Below are 15,589 nucleotides of genomic sequence, written 5' to 3'. Positions count from 1 at the left end.
GTCGATAAGCATAGAAAACACCCCTCCCTGTGCAACCACGGGGAGGGGTGAATCGGTGTTTAAGGGGTTGGGATGAGGTAGAAGCCGGCGTTGCGGGCGACGGAGTAGGTGATGGGCAGCAGATCGAAGCGGTCCCCATCGGCGTAGACAGGCATATTCGGCATCTCGATGCGGATCTCCTTCGCACGATACTGGTGCACGCCGTCGACGCTGCGGATGTTGCCGGTGTAGATGCGCGGGAACTTCTTCGCTACGTTGTAGCGGTTCATCCTTCCCAACACCGTGAGATCCAGCAGCCCATCGCTGTGGAGGGCATCGGGGCAGATTTTCATGCCACCGCCATAGGAGCGGGTATTGCCCACGGCGGCAAGAGTGATCTGCTCATCGATCTCCAGTGTGCCGTCAAGGTAGATCTTGGACGGGATGGAATGGAAGTGGAGGAATTCGAGCAGAATCGCCACCACATAGCGGGCCGAGCCCTTGGGCCAGGAGATGGTATTGGTGCGCTCGGTGACGATCGAGTCGAAACCTTGGGTGACGCAGGTGCCAAAGAAGCGTTCGTGGCCGCTATCGGTGCGCATCACGCCGAGGTCGGTGCGCAGGCACACCCCGCGCGCGATGAGCTCGGCGGCTTTCTCCGGATCCAGCGGCAGCCCGTATTCGCGGGCGTGATCATTACCCGTACCCGCCGGAATGATACCCAGCGGCACATCGGTCGTGGCCTGGGCCTGCAGGGCCAGATTGATCAGCCCATCGCCGCCGCAGACCACCAGCGCATCCACCCCGGAGGCCACGGCCTCGTGGGCCAGCTCGGCCGAGGCGGCGGGAGTAGCGCCCGAGATGCTCACCACATCGATACCGAGCTCGTTGAAGCGGCGCTCCGCGCTGGCACTTTTCGCCTTCGCCACGCCCTTGCCGGCGGCAGGATTGGTCAGTAGCGCTACCCGAGAGATCTCGCGTTGGTAGATCGCGATCTCATTCATGGCAGCAGCTTTCCTGGGTTTAAGATCCCGGCGGGATCGAGGTGGCTCTTGATTGCGCGCAGCACGCCAAGGCCCATCTCGCCGACTTCCTTGTCCATGAAGCCCGCGTGATCCTTGCCCACCGCATGGTGGTGGGTGATGGTGCCGCCATGATCGGTGATGGCCTGCAGGATTGCGCGCTTGGCGGTGCTCCACTGTTGGAGTGGCTGATCGTTCTGCGCACCAAGGATGGTGAAATACAGCGAGCAGCCATTGGCGTAGACATGGGATACGTGGCAGAGCACAAGGGCCACCGAATCGCCATCGCCGAGGGAGGCGGTGACAGCGGCTGTGACGGTCTTCTTCAGCGCCGGCACATTGCTCCACGTGGTGGCCGTTTCGAAGGTTTCACAGAGCACACCGGCATCGAGCAGGGCATCACGCAGTACAGGCGCGCCAAAGCGGCCCTTCTCCCACTTGCGCACGGGGGCTTCTCCGACGGAGGTGGCGCCCATCGACAGCAAGAGGTTGCGGGTCTCCTCATGGCGGGAGGCCACATGTTCGCGGGTACCCTCGTACATGGTCAGACACAGGCAGCCGTGCGGGGCGGCGGCATCGGACTCGCCGATCGCATCGGTGGAGGTCAGGTTTGTGGCGGATTCGATCTCATCGGAGAGACGAATCACGGTGGGGCCGGTGCCCTGTTGTTCCACCGCCCGTACCCCGGCAACGCCGTGGGCGAAGTCCTCGAAGACGAAGGCCTCGTACTCCTTGGCCTCGGGGATGGGGTGCACCTTCAGCCGCACCTTGGTGATCACGCCGAAGGCGCCCTCGGAGCCGAGGAAGACCTCCTTGAGGTCTGGGCCGGCGGCCGAGGCCGGGGCGGCGTCGCCAACGGTGGTGATGCCGGTGGGGGTGACGACCTCCATCGAGGCCACCATCTCGTCGAAGCGGCCATAGCCGGCAGAGTTTTGCCCCGAGGAGCGGGTGGCGGCGAAACCGCCAATGGTGGCGTAGGGGAAGGACTGCGGGAAGTGCCCGAGCTGCAGGCCATGCTCGGCCAGGGCGATCTCGGCGTGGGGGCCGGACATGCCCGCGCCCAGGGTGGCCTCGCCGCTGATGGGATCCACATTCTCGATGGCGTCGAAGCGCGCCAGATCCAGGCTGAGCACGGCGTCGAAGTCACCGCGCAGCGGAGAGACGCCGCCGACCACGGAGGTGCCGCCGCCGAAGGGAACCACGGCCACGCGCTCGTTCGTGCACCACTGCAGGATCGCCAGCACCTCATCGTTGCTGGCCGGGGCGATCACGGCATCGGGGACATCGATCACGGCGTCCTCGCGCCAATCGAGGAGGTCAAAGTAGGACTTGCCGCGGGCCCGCGGGATGCGCTGCTCGCGATCTTGGGTGACATAGCCGGCGCCGACGATCGCGGCCAGCTGCTCGATCTGGGCCTCGCTCAGCGCGGACTCGGTGATCTTCACATCCGGCTGGGCGGGGGCGGGTCGGGGAGTGGTGGAACCGACAACCTTGCTCACCAGCGACTGCAGGTTCGCGCTGAGAGGCTTGGCTTCCTGTTCAGTACCCCAGATGGAAAAGGACATGGGGGGAGTAGGCAGAGTGTTCATATCGCTCACGCTACAAGCGCGTTCGGGGGCCCGAAAGAGGGTGTAGCAGCCAAAAGGCGTCGTAGAGCGGGGTGTGTAAAGTTCACCCCTGCATGCAGGGATGCTGCCTGAGCTGGGTGGATACGGTTTCCAAAGGTGGGCGGCTAAAAGATGTAAAGCGGGAGTTGTTGACACCCCCGTAGCTGCGTCGGCGAGAATGAAGCCATGGGGATCGATATTGACCAAGCGATTATGCAGGCCGCCCGCGAGCTCGTGCTCGAGGCGGGCATTCGCGGTACCACCATGTCCGCAGTGGCCCGCGGGGCCAAGATTTCGCGCCCCACGCTCTATGCGCGTTTCTCCGGCAAGGACGCCGTGATCAGCAAGCTGCTCACCCACGAATTGATCGAGGTCACGATGTCGCTGCAGCGGCAGCCCGCCACCGGCCCGCAGCTGGTGGAGGCCCTGCTGGATGCGGCCCGGATGGTGGCCGTGCACCCCGTGATCACCATCATCGTGGAGGAGCAGCCCGAGCTGCTGGGAACCTACTTCTTCCGGCGGCTCGGCGAGTCGCAGATCAGGATCATCGCCATCCTCGAGCAGGTGATCGAGCGCGTGCAGCAGCAGGCGCCCGAGACCATCTGCCAGCGCAATGCGCACGCCCTAGCCACCATGTGCTGCTCGATTCTGCAGCACTCCGCATTAAGCTCCCGCATCTTCGCGCCGATTCTTCGCGCGCACCAGCCCAGCAGCACCTGGGACCAAGAATTGAGAATCATCCTAGAAGGGTACGTACTGCCATGAACACTGCCTTAAACGCAGCTCGTCGTGCGGAGGATATTGCCTATCTCAAAGACAACCCCGCAGATATTGATCTCGTGGTCATCGGCGGTGGCATCACCGGCGCCGGTATCGCGCTCGATGCCGCCACCCGCGGCCTGAACACCGTGCTGCTCGAGCGGCGCGACCTCGGTTTCGGCACCTCCCGCTGGTCCTCCAAGCTGGCCCACGGGGGCCTGCGCTATCTGGCCAAGTTCGAGATCGGCATCGCGCTGCACTCCGCCAAGGAGCGCGGCTTGCTCATGGAGCATAACGCCCCGCACTTGGTGCGGGCACTGCCGCAGGTGGCCCTGCTGGGCGCAGACACCAATCTGGTACAAAAGGCGGCGATGCGCCTGGGCTTTATCGCCGGCGATATGCTGCGCATTGCGGCCGGCACCAGCTCCGCGGTGCTGCCGCGCTCCCGCTATGCCTCCAAGAAGGAAACCCTCAAGCTGTGTCCCACCGCATCGCAGGAGAAACTCCGCGGCTCCTGGGTGAACTATGACGGGCAGATGATCGATGACGCCCGCATCGTCACCGCCGTGGCCCGCACCGCCGCCGGCGAAGGTGCGCGCATTATCACCCAGGCCGAAGTGGTGCAGGCCCACGGCAGCGGGGTGACCGTGCGCGATGTGCTCGACGGCTCCGAGTTCAGCATCTCCGCTCGCGCGGTGGTCAATGCCACCGGAGTGTGGGCTGGGGCAGTGGATCCCGAGATCACCATCCGTCCCTCCCGCGGCACCCATATCGTGGTGGATGCCGCCACCCTCGGCAATCCCACCGGTGCGCTCACCGTGCCGCTGCCCGGGTCCATCTCCCGTTACGTGTTCCTGCTGCCGCAACAATTCGGCCGCGTCTACATTGGTCTGACCGATGAGGACACCCCCGGCCCGATTCCGGATGTGCCGCCCACCCCAGAGGAGGATATCGAGTTCATCCTCCACGCCATCAACCGCGGCCTAGGCACCGCGCTCACGCGCGAGGACGTCATCGGCGCTTTCACGGGGCTGCGCCCGCTCATCGACGCCGGCGGGGATGGCAACACCGCGGATCTCTCCCGCCGCCACAGCACCATCGAGGCCCCCACCGGGCTAATCTCGATCGTCGGCGGCAAATACACCGAGTTCCGCCTCATGGCCGAGGAAGCCATCGATGAGATCCTGCGCCGCAGGGGTCTACGCGCCGGCCCCTGCCGCACCCACACCCTGCCCTATGTGGGCGCTCCCACCCATCCCGATATGCTGCGGGTCACCGCGGCCGAGCTGGAGGGCCTGCCCACCTCTTTGGTGGAGCGCTATGGCTACGAGGCCCCCACGGTGGTGGCTGCGGCCCCGATCGAGCGCCCCCTCGACCGGGTAGCTGGGCTGGATATCACCCGCGCCGAGATCGCCTTCGCCCTCACCCACGAAGGGGCGCTGACGGTGGAGGATATCCTCGACCGCCGCACCCGCATCGGCCTCGTGGAGCGTGACCGCGAGGCAGCCTATGACGAAGTGAGCAGCATTGTTGAGGCAGTGCATGCAGGACAAGAAAAGGACTAAACCATGACCCTGTCTCAGCGCATCACCCGCATGAGCACCCACGGCATCGCCCGCCTGCTCTCCTGGGCCCAGGTGAATAAGCCCGGGCTGGTGGCCAAGGCCATCCAGCTGGCGATCGCCCGCTCCCACTCCACGAAGAAAGCCGCGGCGCATACCCCCACCCCGCGCTCCGCGGGTCTTGCGGCCGCAGCCCAAGCGGCGGGGGTGCCCGAGCCCCTGCACTTCGAGCGCACCAGTGGCATCGCGGCTGCCTCCGCCATCGCCGCCATCACGCCCACCCAAGGCGAGCAGCTCGCGCACAACTGCTAGCAGCACCTTAATATATGCGGTCGAGACATCACGGCCCGTCCCGCTCTCCTTGAGAGGAAGCCGGGGCGGGCCGCGTGGCGTTGTCGGCGGCAGCGGCCTTTGTGCGCGTCGCGGGGAGGGCTGCTGGCGTCAGGGTGGCGTCGATAAGCGTGCACGCCCCGCGCAGTATGCCCGCTGAGAGGGGCGCGGTGCTTATAGTGGGGGAGTTAATTCTGATCTATCCCAGTGAACGTCCAAGGAGACTCTGTCACCATGACCATTCGAGAGGTTCGTTTATTCGGCGATCCCGTGCTGCGCAGCCGCGCCGATGAGATCACCACATTCGATAGCGCGCTGCGCACCCTGGCCGAGGACATGCTCGAGACCATGGAGGAACACCACGGGGTGGGCCTGGCGGCGAATCAGGTGGGGATTCTGCAGCGCATCTTTGTCTACGATTGCTCCCACGAGACCGAGGGCGCCCGCGGGGTCGTCATTAATCCGCGGTGGGAGGCCCTCGATGAGGACACCGAATTAGGTAATGAAGGCTGCCTCTCCATTCCGGGGGTGCACAAGGATGTCGAGCGCGCCGCCCGTATCCGCTGCACCGGGCAGGATCTCGAGGGCGAGGAGATCAGCTTCGAGGCCACGGGGCTGCTCGCCCGCTGTGTGCAGCACGAAACCGATCACCTCGATGGCGTGCTCTTCCTCTCCCGCCTCAGCCCCGCGCTGCGCAAGGAGGCCATGGCCGAGATCCGCGCCTCCGAGTGGTTCTAGCAGCGGCATCGTTTCCCGCTGCACTATGCTTATCGACGCATCACTGCCCATCTTCGCGAGCTTGTCAAAGGACATCCCCTCACCCCATGCGCCTAGTATTTGCCGGCACCCCCGAACCCGCCGTCGTGGCCCTCAGCAGGCTGCTTGACTCCGAACACGAGGTCGTTGCCGTGATCACCCAGCCGGACGCCCGGCGCGGTCGCGGCAAGAAACTCAGTCCCTCGCCCGTCGCGGCCCTCGCCGAGACACGCGGCATCGAGGTGCTCAAACCCGCCACGTTGAAGCACGGCAGTGAGGATGGTGCGGCCGTGCGCCAGCGCCTCGCTGAGCTGGCACCGGACTGTATTCCGGTGGTGGCCTATGGCCAGCTCATCCCCGGCGATATGCTCGATTCCGCCCCGCACGGCTGGGTGAACCTGCACTTTTCGGTGTTGCCGGCCTGGCGTGGCGCAGCTCCTGTGCAATCCGCGATTCTGCACGGTGACGACATCACCGGCGCCTCCACCTTCCGCATTGAAGAAGGCTTGGATACCGGCCCGGTGCTCGGCACCCTCACCCAGCGCATCGGCCCGCGCGATAATGCCGATGATCTGCTCACCACCCTCGCCTATGCTGGGGCGGAGCTGCTCGTCGCCACCATGGATGGCCTGGAGGCCGGCGCTATTGAGGCGCGGGCCCAGCAGGGCGAGCCCAGCTATGCGCCGAAGATCAGCACCCAGGATGCCAAGCTGGATCTCAGCCAGCCGGCGATCGCCGTCGACCGCGCCATTCGCGCCTTTACCCCGGCGCCGGGTGCCTGGGTGCTCGATGCGGCCGAGAAGCGGGTCAAGATCGGTGCCGCCCGTATCGCCGAGGAATCCGACGCTGCGCCCACTCTGGCGCCGGGTGCGGTGGCGATAACCAAAAAGGCCGTATTCCTCGGCACCGGCACCACGCCGCTAGTGGTGGAGAAAGTGCAACTACCGGGGAAGAAAATGATGGAGGCCACCGCGTGGGCGCGCGGGGTGCAGGCAGCAGACGCAGAAGGGATGCAGTGGCGATGAGTAGCAGTGGTGGGTTCCGTTCCCGTGCTAAGAAAGGGCCGCGTTCGGCGAAGCGTAGCGAGCGCAGCGAGCAGCGTGGCGGTCGGGGCGAGCGCCGTGATCGCGGATCGGTGGTCTCGCACTCCCGCGATGCTGGGCGCAGCCGCGGCCAGGATCGGCGTCGCGGGGGCCAGCACGCAGCCGGCGGGCTCAGCCCACGCCAGCAGGTGAAGAACCTGCGGGCCAATGAAGTGGATCTGGCGCGCATCGTGGCGCTGCAGACACTCATGGCGGTGCGTCGCGATCAGGCCTATGCCAATCTGCTGCTGCCGAATCTGCTGCGCGAGCAGAGGATGTCCGGCCGCGACGCCGCCTTTGCCACCGAGCTGGCCTATGGCAGCCTCCGGGCCCGCGGTGTGCTGGACGCGATCGTCTCCCGCGCTGCCGCACGGCCGCTCAAAGACATCACGCCCGAGCTGCTCGCAGTCCTGGAATTGGGCACCTACCAGCTTCTTTATACCCGCGTGGAGCCCCATGCGGCGATCGATACCTCGGTGCGCATGGCCCGCGGCTTGGGCCATGAGCGCGCCACCGGCTTCGTCAACGGCACCCTGCGCACCATCAGCCGCTCCAGTCTCGAGCAGTGGCTGGATGACGCCGGGCCGACTATGGGTATCGCCCGCACCGCCTTCCGCGCCCAGCACCCCACGTGGATCGCTCGCTCTTTCGCGGCGGCGCTGGGGCTGGATGCTGAGGGCCAGGCCGCGGAACTTCAAGAGGCCTTGGCGGCCAACTCGGAGCGGCCCACCGTGCACCTGGTGGCCAAGCCGGGGCTGATGAGCGCTGAGGAATTGGCCTTAATCAGCGGCGGCGAGGAGGGCGCCTATAGCCCTTATGCCGTCTACCTGCCCGGGGGCGATCCTGCGGAGTGCCCGCCGGTGCAGGAGAAACTGGCGGCCGTGCAGGACGAGGGCAGCCAGCTCATCGGCCGCGCCCTCACCGAGGCCCCGCTGCTGGGCGAGGATAGCGGCCGCTGGCTGGATCTCTGCGCCGGCCCTGGCGGCAAGGCGGCCCTCATCGCCGCGATTGCTGGTATCGACGGTGCCGCCGTGGACGCGGTGGAGCCGGCCCCGCACCGCGCGAAGTTGGTGCGCAACGCCACCGAGGGCCTGCCGGTCACGGTGCATGAGGCAGATGGCCGCTCCCCGGGGCTACGCCCTGGCTATGACCGCATCCTTGTCGACGCCCCCTGTTCTGGGCTGGGCTCTTTACGACGCCGCCCCGAAGCCCGCTGGACCAAATCGGAGAGCGATATCGCCGAGCTCACCGCCCTGCAAGCGGAGCTGCTGGATTCCGCCGCTCAATTGGTCCGGGAGGGGGGAGTGATCCTCTATTCCACCTGCTCTCCGGATCTGCGCGAAACCCGAGAGATCGTGGATAGGGCGTTGCGGGAGCACCCGGAGCTGGAAGAGCTGGATGTACGGCCCCTGCTGGCGCCCATGGAGCAGGTGGGCGAGTACCTCTCGGCGCACATGTGGCCGCACCGTCATGGCACCGACGCGATGTTCTGCGCGGTGCTGCGCAAAAAGAGTGTGTCCTAAGGGTGTCGTATGATCGAGGGCATGAGTACCCCGATCATCGCCCCCTCGATTCTTGCCGCCGATTTCACCGCCCTCGGTGCGGAGATTGATCGCGTGGCCAACGCCGATTGGCTGCACGTGGACATCATGGATGGCCACTTTGTGCCCAACCTCTCCTTCGGTCCCGGTGTGACCGCCAATGTCAATGATCACACCGATACCCACCTCGATGTGCACTTGATGATCGAGCGCCCCGAGGCCTGGATCGACACCTACGTCAAGGCCGGCGCCGACTGCATTATTTTCCACGTCGAAGCCGTGGACGATCCCGTGGCCGTGGCCCGCCAGATTCGGGCCCATGGGGTCAAGGCTGGATTCTCCCTGCGGCCTGGCACCCCCATTGAACCGCTGCTCAGCGACCTCGAGCACTTCGACCTCGTGCTGGTGATGAGCGTGGAGCCCGGCTTCGGCGGCCAGTCCTTCATGCCGGAGCAGCTGGAGAAGGTGCGCGCCCTGCGGGCGGAGATCGACTCCCGCGGTCTATCCACTCTCATCGAGATCGATGGCGGTATCGGCGCCGGCACCATCGAGCAGGCCGCGGCCGCAGGCTGCGATGCCTTCGTGGCCGGCTCCGCTGTCTTTGGCGCGGAGGATCCCGGGGCAGAGGTGGATCGGCTTCGGGAGCTGGCCGCTGGCGCCCGCTAAACCCCGCGCTAATGCAGCTAGACCCGGCGGCGCTGCTGCGCCGCGCCATCGAGCTCTCCCGTGCAGTTGCCGGCACGACCGCACCCAACCCAGCGGTGGGGTGTGTGATCACCGATGCCACCCAGCGCCGCATTCTGGGCGAGGGCGCCACCCAGCCACCCGGTGGGGACCACGCTGAAATCCAGGCCCTGCGCGCTGCGGGGGCTGCTGCTCGTGGCGGCTGCGCCTTCGTCACCCTCGAACCCTGCACCCACGTTGGCCGCACCGGCCCCTGCGTCGAGGCACTGCTGGAGGCAGGTATCGCTGAGCTGCACTATATTCACGCCGATCCCAATCCCGTGGCCGCGGGCGGGGCCGAGCGGCTGCGCGCTCATGGGGTGCGGGTCGTGCAGCATCCGCAGCTGCGCAGCGGCCCACTCGTACCTTGGCTTGTCAGTACCCGCCTTGGCCGGGCGCATCTGACGCTGAAAACAGCGCATACCCTCGACGGGTTTAGCGCCGCCGCCGATGGCACCAGCCAGTGGATCACCGGCCCGGTCGCCCGCACCCGAGTACACGAGGATCGCTCCCGCCGCGATGCCATCGTGGTGGGTACCGGCACGGTGTGGGCCGATAATCCGCGCCTGAGCGCCCGCACCCTCGAGGGGCAGGAGTATCCCCACCAGCCCGAGGCGATCGTGCTCGGCACGCGTGCCCTGCCGCCCGAGAGTCACCTGTACCGCCGCGGCGTGCGCCAGTGCGCCAGCATCGAAGAACTGCTGAATTACCTCCGGCAGCGCGGGCACGTAGATGTGCTCATCGAAGGCGGGGCAGCCGTGGCCGGCTCCCTGCTGCGGGCGGGGCTCGTAGACGCCCTCGAGTCCTATACCGCGCCCACCCTGCTCGGCAGTGGCCGCGGGATCAGCACCGGCGGGCTGGCGACTACTATCTCCGAGCAGCGTCGTTTTGTGCTTGAATCAAGCGAAGTCCTCGATAACGACGTACTTGTTATCGCACGATCCCCGCAGGCCCACCGGCTGCTCGCAACCAGGAAGGAATAAATGTTCACCGGACTCGTGGAAGAAATCGGCCAGGTGGCCGCCATCGATCATGGCAGTGACTCGGCGCGTCTCAGCATCGCCTGTACCCGCGTGCTCGAAGACGCCACCGCCGGCGCCTCCATTGCCGTCAATGGCGTGTGCTTGACTGTCACGGAGTGGAACGCCACGAGCTTCAGCGTGGACGTGATGCAGGAGACCCTCGATCGCTCCAGCATCGGACAGCTCCAGGTGGGCGATGCGGTGAATCTCGAGCGCGCCATGGCCGCCGGCGGTCGTTTCGGCGGCCATATTGTGCAGGGGCATGTCGACGGCGTCGCCACGCTGCTCTCGCGCACCCCGGGCGAGCGTTGGGAAGTCGTTCGCTTCAGCCTGCCCACCCCGCTGGCGCGCTATGTGGTAGAGAAAGGCTCCATCACCGTCAGCGGCACCTCACTGACCGTGAGCGCCGTGGGGGAGGAGTACTTCGAGGTCTCGCTCATTCCCACCACGCTGCGCGATACCATCCTCGGCGAGCTACAGCCCGGGGACACGGTGAACCTCGAGGTCGATGTGATCGCCAAGTATGTGGAGAAGATGACCCTCGGCGCTGCGCCGCGCGATGGAAAGGACACCCCGCAGGATGACTGATCATGCAGGCGTGCGCCTGGACTCCGTGGAGGAGGCGCTGCGCGATATCCGCGAGGGTAAAGCCGTGGTGGTCGTGGATGATGAAACCCGCGAAAACGAAGGCGATATTATCTTCGCCGCCGAAAAAGCCACTCCCGAGCTCATGGCCTTTATGGTGCGCTATTCCTCCGGCTATATCTGCGCCCCGCTGCCGGCCGCCGACTGCGACCGGCTGGGTTTGCCGCCGATGACCGCGCATAACGAGGACGCCCGCGGCACCGCCTATACCGTGACCGTGGACGCCAATACCGGCACCACCGGTATTTCCGCGAGCTGTCGCGCCGAGACCGTGCGCCGGCTGGCTGATCCCTCCAGCACCCCGGATCACTTCACCCGCCCCGGCCACGTGGTGCCGCTGCGGGCGCGGGCCGGCGGGGTGCTGGTGCGCGCCGGCCACACCGAGGCAGCCGTGGACCTCGCTCGGCTGGCGGGGCTGCGCCCCGCCGGGGTGCTCTGTGAGGTGGTCTCCGAAGACGATCCCACCGATATGGCCCGAGCCCCAGAGCTGCGGCGCTTCTGCGATGAGCAGGGGCTGCGCCTGATCTCCATCGAGCAGCTCATCGACTATCGCCGCCGCAAAGAAACACTGGTCGAGCGGGTCACCGACACGGTGCTGCCCACCGACTATGGCACCTTCCGTGCGATCGGCTACCGCAGCCTCGTCGATGGGACCGAGCATGTTGCACTGGTGGTGGGCGATCCCGCCAGCGCCGGCGGTGAGGATGTGCTGGTGCGCATCCACTCCGAATGCCTCACCGGCGATGCTTTCGGCTCGCGGCGTTGTGACTGCGGCCAGCAGCTGCACAGCTCGATGGCGATGGTGCAGCAACGAGGCCGCGGCGTGGTGCTCTACATGCGGGGCCATGAGGGCCGCGGTATCGGGCTGCTCGCCAAGCTCAAGGCCTATCAGCTGCAGGATGGAGGAGCGGATACTGTCGATGCCAATCTCTCCCTCGGCTATCCGGCCGATGCCCGCGAGTACGGCACGGGGGCGCAGATCCTCAAGGACTTAGGCATACGCTCGCTAAACCTCCTGAGCAATAACCCGGCCAAGCGGCATGGGATCGAGGGCCACGGGCTCACTATTGCCGAACGCACCCCCGTGCCGGTCGAGGCCCACGAGGACAATATCCGCTATCTGCGAACCAAGCGCGACCGCATGGGACACGATCTTCCCGTGGTCGAGCAGTGGGACGCGACCCACCCCAGCACCGAGCCGAGAAGGAGCTAAATAAATGGCCAAAGAAGGACTCCCCAGCACCCCGCAGATCAAGGTAGAGGGCCTGACTGTGGGCATTGTGAGCGCCACCTGGAACGAGGAGATCTGCGATCAGCTGCACGCCCGCGCCATCGCCCAAGCTAAGGAGCTGGGCGCCAGGGTGATCGAGGCCCGCGTGATGGGCGCCCTCGAGCTGCCGGTGGTGGCCCAGGCGCTGGCCGAGCAGTGTGAGGCCGTCGTCGCCACTGGCTGCGTGATCCAGGGCGGAACTCCGCACTTTGACTATGTCTGTGATTCTGTCACCGAGGGACTCACCCGTGTCGCCCTCGACGAGCGCACCCCAGTCGGCAATGGGGTGCTGACTACCCACACCATAGAACAGGCCCGCGAGCGGGCCGGCTTCCCTGAGTCGGTCGAGGACAAGGGAGCGGAGGCCACCGTGGCGGCGCTGCACACTGCGGCAACGCTGGCGCGGCTGCGTCGCTAAGAGGCGGCCGTCGGCGCGCTCGGCTGCCGGAGTTTTTAGCCCTTGAGCATGCAGGCAGGTAAGTTTGGTCTAGTGATAGTGAAGGCGTCGGTTGCACCCCGGTGCCACGCAAAAGCAGAAAGTGGTTGGGAAAGATAGTGACTAGCTCTCGCGAAGAGAACCTTCAGACGTATGTCTCGGCGGATGCGGCCACCACTACCAATAAGCCTTGGGAGCTCGTGGTGACGTCTCGGATGTTGCGCGTGATTTCCTGGGCATCCATGGCGGTGGTGCTCGCCGTCCACATCTTCATGGCCTTCGTGGTGGCTGTGGGCGACACCGGCGCCGCCGTCACCCCCATCGACCAATGGGCCTTCGTGGGCATCGGCCTCGTATTCGTGTGGCTGTGCTGGGGCATTCGCCGTCCTCGCGTGCGGGCCAACGCAGATGGGGTAGAGGTACGCAACTTCATTGGCACCCGCTTCTACCCGTGGCAGCTGATCTACGGGCTGTCCTTTCCCAAGAAAAGCCCCGCCGCGCGGCTAGAGCTTCCGGACTTCGAGTTTGTTCCCATGTGGGCCTTCTTCGCCCGCGATGGGGAACAGGTGGTGAGCGCCGTTACCGAGTTCCGTGAACTTGAGTCCAGGTATATGCCCCAAGACTAACCCGGCCCACTAGCGCCGACGCTTTCTCTCCTCCCCACTTCAGCAGTTACGTTAAGGTCGCGTCCACATCCCTATGGCTGATCCAGCAACCTATCGCCCCGCCCCCGGCACCATTCCTGTGGATCCGGGGGTGTATAAGTTCCGCGACGAGCACGGCCGCGTGATCTATGTGGGCAAAGCCAAATCGCTGCGCTCGCGGCTGTCCAGCTATTTTCAGGACGTGGCCAACCTGCATCCCCGCACTCGGCACATGGTCTTCGCCGGGGCGAGCGTGGAGTGGACGGTGGTATCCAGCGAGGTGGAGGCGCTGCAGCTGGAATACACGTGGATCAAGAAATTCGATCCCCGCTTCAACGTCAAATACCGTGACGATAAAACCTATCCGGTGCTGGCTGTTTCCATGGGGGAGGATTATCCCCGCGCCTTCGTCTACCGCGGCCCGCGCCGCCGACAGGTCCGCTACTTTGGTCCCTACTCGCACGCTTGGGCCATCCGCGAGACGCTCGATCTGCTCACCCGAGTATTTCCTCTCCGCACCTGCTCCACGGGGGTGTTTAAGCGCCACGAAAGCCTCGGGCGCCCCTGCCTGCTCGGATATATCGACAAATGCTGCGCCCCGTGTGTGGCGCGGGTGACCATCCCGGAGTACCGCGAGATCGTCGCCGGGTTTATCGACTTCATGTCCGGCCGCACAGATCAGGTGCTCACCCGCATCGAAGCCGATATGTACGCCGCCTCCGAGGAGCTGGACTTTGAAAAGGCGGCGCGGCTGCGCGATGATCTGGCTGCTGTCCAGAAAGTGATGGAGCGCCAAGCCGTGGTGCTCGGCGATGGCACCGACTGCGATATCATCGCCGTCTCCACCGATCAGTTGGAGGCGGCAGTACAGCTTTTCCACGTCCGCCAGGGCCGTATTCGTGGCCAGCGCGGATGGATTGTGGAAAAAGACGCTTCGACCGCCAGCACCACCGAGTTCAACGACGCTGCCGACCCGGCCATCTCCGCGCTGCTGGGGACTTTCCTCACCCAGTTCTATGGGGATGCCGCCGAGTCCTCCGAACACGCCGAGCTTGATATGTCCGACAACCGCCGCGGGGTGGATCAGGAATCCCGAGCCACCCCAGAGCGCCAGGCGGTGATCCCCCGCGAGGTGCTGGTGCCAGTCATGCCCGAGGACGCCGAGCAGCTGCGGACCTGGCTCAGCCAGCTGCGCGGGGCGAATGTGGATCTCCGCGTGCCACAGCGCGGCGATAAGCGGGCCCTCGCCGATACCGTGGCCCGCAATGCCGCCGAGGCCTTGAAGCAGCACAAGCTGAAAAGGATCGGCGATCTCACCGCCCGCTCTGCCGCGCTACACGACATCCAAGAAGCCCTTGGACTCGAGCAGGCGCCGCTGCGTATCGAGTGCACCGATATCTCCCACATCCAAGGCACCGATGTGGTGGCCTCCTTGGTGGTGTTCGAGGACGGCGCCCCGCGCAAGTCAGACTATCGCCGCTACAAAATCAAAGAGGCCGCCGGTGAGGGGCGCTCGGACGATGTTGCCTCCATCGCAGAGGTCACCCGCCGCCGCTTCATGCGCCACAGCACCGATAAATCTGCGGTGCCGCACGAGGAAGAATTCGATGGCTCCACCTTCAGCGATGAGAAGGTTGAGGAACAGTCCGCCGAGGCCAAGCGCTTCGCCTACCCGCCGCACCTATTCATCGTCGATGGTGGTCTGCCCCAGGTGAATGCTGCCCAGGCAGCCTTCGATGAGCTCGGGGTGGTGGATGTCACTCTCATCGGATTGGCCAAGCGCCTCGAGGAGATCTGGCTGCCCGGCGAGGAGGATCCGCTGATCCTGCCGCGCAACTCCCAGGGACTCTTCTTATTGCAGCAGATCCGTGATGAAGCCCACCGCTTCGCCATTACCTTCCATCGCCAGCAGCGCTCTAAGCGGCTGCGGCACTCCGCTTTGGATTCCATCCCGGGTCTGGGACCGGCCCGCCGGACGGATCTGGTGAAGCATTTTGGTTCGGTGAAAAAGCTCCGCGAGGCCAGTGTGGAGGAGATTCAGGCCGTCAAAGGCTTTGGGCCGAATCTCGCCCAAGCCGTCTATGACGGGCTGCATTCCTCCACCACGTAGCGCGCGTGACGACGCCTCTTCCCCTCCTCCGCTCTGTGGCTAGAATGAAAGCCATGGATCGAGCCCCTCACTCCCCGGACCTGACAGACGATTCCCGCCCT

At 65.6% G+C, this 15,589-nt stretch carries 15 protein-coding genes; 13 read left to right on the top strand and 2 right to left on the bottom strand.

Annotated elements, in window-relative coordinates; all coding sequences use genetic code 11:
- Positions 1-59: 59 nt before the first annotated feature.
- Both GBB11_RS00795 and GBB11_RS00790 read right to left on the bottom strand, forming a co-directional pair.
- A complete protein-coding gene (locus tag GBB11_RS00795; protein ID WP_151548635.1) occupies positions 60-983 on the bottom strand; it encodes a diacylglycerol kinase in 924 nt (307 codons plus the stop codon).
- Complete coding sequence (locus GBB11_RS00790; protein WP_151548996.1) at positions 980-2,566, bottom strand: FAD-binding oxidoreductase; 1,587 nt, start codon at positions 2,564-2,566, stop codon at positions 980-982. Before GBB11_RS00790 ends, GBB11_RS00795 begins: the two co-directional genes overlap by 4 nt.
- A gap of 228 nt (positions 2,567-2,794) precedes the next feature.
- Between GBB11_RS00790 and GBB11_RS00785 the strand changes: the two genes are divergently transcribed.
- The 13 genes from GBB11_RS00785 to uvrC all read left to right on the top strand — a co-directional run bounded on the left by GBB11_RS00785 (position 2,795) and on the right by uvrC (position 15,488).
- Positions 2,795-3,373 (top strand): TetR/AcrR family transcriptional regulator, encoded by a 579-nt coding sequence (locus GBB11_RS00785; RefSeq protein ID WP_151548634.1) that lies wholly within the window; start codon positions 2,795-2,797, stop codon positions 3,371-3,373.
- Positions 3,370-4,932: a glycerol-3-phosphate dehydrogenase/oxidase gene (locus GBB11_RS00780; RefSeq protein WP_151548633.1), complete on the top strand. Its 1,563-nt coding sequence runs from the start codon at positions 3,370-3,372 to the stop codon at positions 4,930-4,932. The genes GBB11_RS00785 and GBB11_RS00780 overlap by 4 nt, the downstream gene beginning before the upstream one ends.
- Positions 4,933-4,935: 3 nt before the next feature.
- The gene (locus GBB11_RS00775) at positions 4,936-5,241 is read left to right on the top strand and encodes a hypothetical protein (protein ID WP_151548632.1); all 306 of its coding nucleotides are present in this window, start codon (positions 4,936-4,938) and stop codon (positions 5,239-5,241) included.
- 252 nt (positions 5,242-5,493) lie between these two features.
- Positions 5,494-5,997: a peptide deformylase gene (gene def / locus GBB11_RS00770; RefSeq protein WP_151548631.1), complete on the top strand. Its 504-nt coding sequence runs from the start codon at positions 5,494-5,496 to the stop codon at positions 5,995-5,997.
- An 86-nt stretch (positions 5,998-6,083) separates the two neighbouring features.
- Positions 6,084-7,040, top strand: a complete 957-nt coding sequence (gene fmt, locus GBB11_RS00765; protein WP_151548630.1) for a methionyl-tRNA formyltransferase — start codon at positions 6,084-6,086, stop codon at positions 7,038-7,040.
- Positions 7,037-8,620, top strand: coding sequence for an RsmB/NOP family class I SAM-dependent RNA methyltransferase (locus tag GBB11_RS00760; RefSeq protein ID WP_151548629.1), 1,584 nt, complete (start codon positions 7,037-7,039; stop codon positions 8,618-8,620). Before fmt ends, GBB11_RS00760 begins: the two co-directional genes overlap by 4 nt.
- A 21-nt stretch (positions 8,621-8,641) precedes the next feature.
- On the top strand, positions 8,642-9,304 hold the full coding sequence (gene rpe / locus GBB11_RS00755; RefSeq protein WP_151548628.1) for a ribulose-phosphate 3-epimerase: 663 nt from the start codon (positions 8,642-8,644) through the stop codon (positions 9,302-9,304).
- An 11-nt stretch (positions 9,305-9,315) separates the two neighbouring features.
- Positions 9,316-10,344: a bifunctional diaminohydroxyphosphoribosylaminopyrimidine deaminase/5-amino-6-(5-phosphoribosylamino)uracil reductase RibD gene (ribD, locus tag GBB11_RS00750; RefSeq protein WP_151548627.1), complete on the top strand. Its 1,029-nt coding sequence runs from the start codon at positions 9,316-9,318 to the stop codon at positions 10,342-10,344.
- Entirely contained in the window at positions 10,345-10,971 is a 627-nt protein-coding gene (locus GBB11_RS00745; RefSeq protein ID WP_151548626.1) for a riboflavin synthase, read from the top strand. It begins immediately after the preceding gene.
- On the top strand, positions 10,964-12,241 hold the full coding sequence (locus GBB11_RS00740; protein WP_151548625.1) for a bifunctional 3,4-dihydroxy-2-butanone-4-phosphate synthase/GTP cyclohydrolase II: 1,278 nt from the start codon (positions 10,964-10,966) through the stop codon (positions 12,239-12,241). Before GBB11_RS00745 ends, GBB11_RS00740 begins: the two co-directional genes overlap by 8 nt.
- A gap of 4 nt (positions 12,242-12,245) precedes the next feature.
- Positions 12,246-12,716, top strand: a complete 471-nt coding sequence (gene ribH, locus GBB11_RS00735) for a 6,7-dimethyl-8-ribityllumazine synthase (protein ID WP_151548624.1) — start codon at positions 12,246-12,248, stop codon at positions 12,714-12,716.
- Between the two features lie 137 nt (positions 12,717-12,853).
- Complete coding sequence (locus tag GBB11_RS00730) at positions 12,854-13,360, top strand: PH domain-containing protein (RefSeq protein ID WP_151548623.1); 507 nt, start codon at positions 12,854-12,856, stop codon at positions 13,358-13,360.
- A gap of 73 nt (positions 13,361-13,433) precedes the next feature.
- A complete protein-coding gene (gene uvrC / locus GBB11_RS00725; RefSeq protein WP_151548622.1) occupies positions 13,434-15,488 on the top strand; it encodes an excinuclease ABC subunit UvrC in 2,055 nt (684 codons plus the stop codon).
- Positions 15,489-15,589: the final 101 nt, after the last annotated feature.

The organism is Corynebacterium sp. 74A (genome assembly GCF_008930665.1).
GTDB classification, from domain to species: domain Bacteria; phylum Actinomycetota; class Actinomycetes; order Mycobacteriales; family Mycobacteriaceae; genus Corynebacterium; species Corynebacterium megadyptis.
The sequence above is the reverse complement of the archived record's forward strand: the minus strand, read 5'-3'. Positions and strand labels throughout refer to the sequence as shown.

Bases quoted from the DNA above. Each gene is read 5' to 3' on its own strand.
- GBB11_RS00795 (WP_151548635.1), bottom strand. From the start codon at position 983: ATGAATGAGATCGCGATCTACCAACGCGAGATCTCTCGGGTAGCGCTA.
- GBB11_RS00790 (WP_151548996.1), bottom strand. From the start codon at position 2,566: ATGTCCTTTTCCATCTGGGGTACTGAACAGGAAGCCAAGCCTCTCAGC.
- GBB11_RS00785 (WP_151548634.1), top strand. From the start codon at position 2,795: ATGGGGATCGATATTGACCAAGCGATTATGCAGGCCGCCCGCGAGCTC.
- GBB11_RS00780 (WP_151548633.1), top strand. From the start codon at position 3,370: ATGAACACTGCCTTAAACGCAGCTCGTCGTGCGGAGGATATTGCCTAT.
- GBB11_RS00775 (WP_151548632.1), top strand. From the start codon at position 4,936: ATGACCCTGTCTCAGCGCATCACCCGCATGAGCACCCACGGCATCGCC.
- def (WP_151548631.1), top strand. From the start codon at position 5,494: ATGACCATTCGAGAGGTTCGTTTATTCGGCGATCCCGTGCTGCGCAGC.
- fmt (WP_151548630.1), top strand. From the start codon at position 6,084: ATGCGCCTAGTATTTGCCGGCACCCCCGAACCCGCCGTCGTGGCCCTC.
- GBB11_RS00760 (WP_151548629.1), top strand. From the start codon at position 7,037: ATGAGTAGCAGTGGTGGGTTCCGTTCCCGTGCTAAGAAAGGGCCGCGT.
- rpe (WP_151548628.1), top strand. From the start codon at position 8,642: ATGAGTACCCCGATCATCGCCCCCTCGATTCTTGCCGCCGATTTCACC.
- ribD (WP_151548627.1), top strand. From the start codon at position 9,316: ATGCAGCTAGACCCGGCGGCGCTGCTGCGCCGCGCCATCGAGCTCTCC.
- GBB11_RS00745 (WP_151548626.1), top strand. From the start codon at position 10,345: ATGTTCACCGGACTCGTGGAAGAAATCGGCCAGGTGGCCGCCATCGAT.
- GBB11_RS00740 (WP_151548625.1), top strand. From the start codon at position 10,964: ATGACTGATCATGCAGGCGTGCGCCTGGACTCCGTGGAGGAGGCGCTG.
- ribH (WP_151548624.1), top strand. From the start codon at position 12,246: ATGGCCAAAGAAGGACTCCCCAGCACCCCGCAGATCAAGGTAGAGGGC.
- uvrC (WP_151548622.1), top strand. From the start codon at position 13,434: ATGGCTGATCCAGCAACCTATCGCCCCGCCCCCGGCACCATTCCTGTG.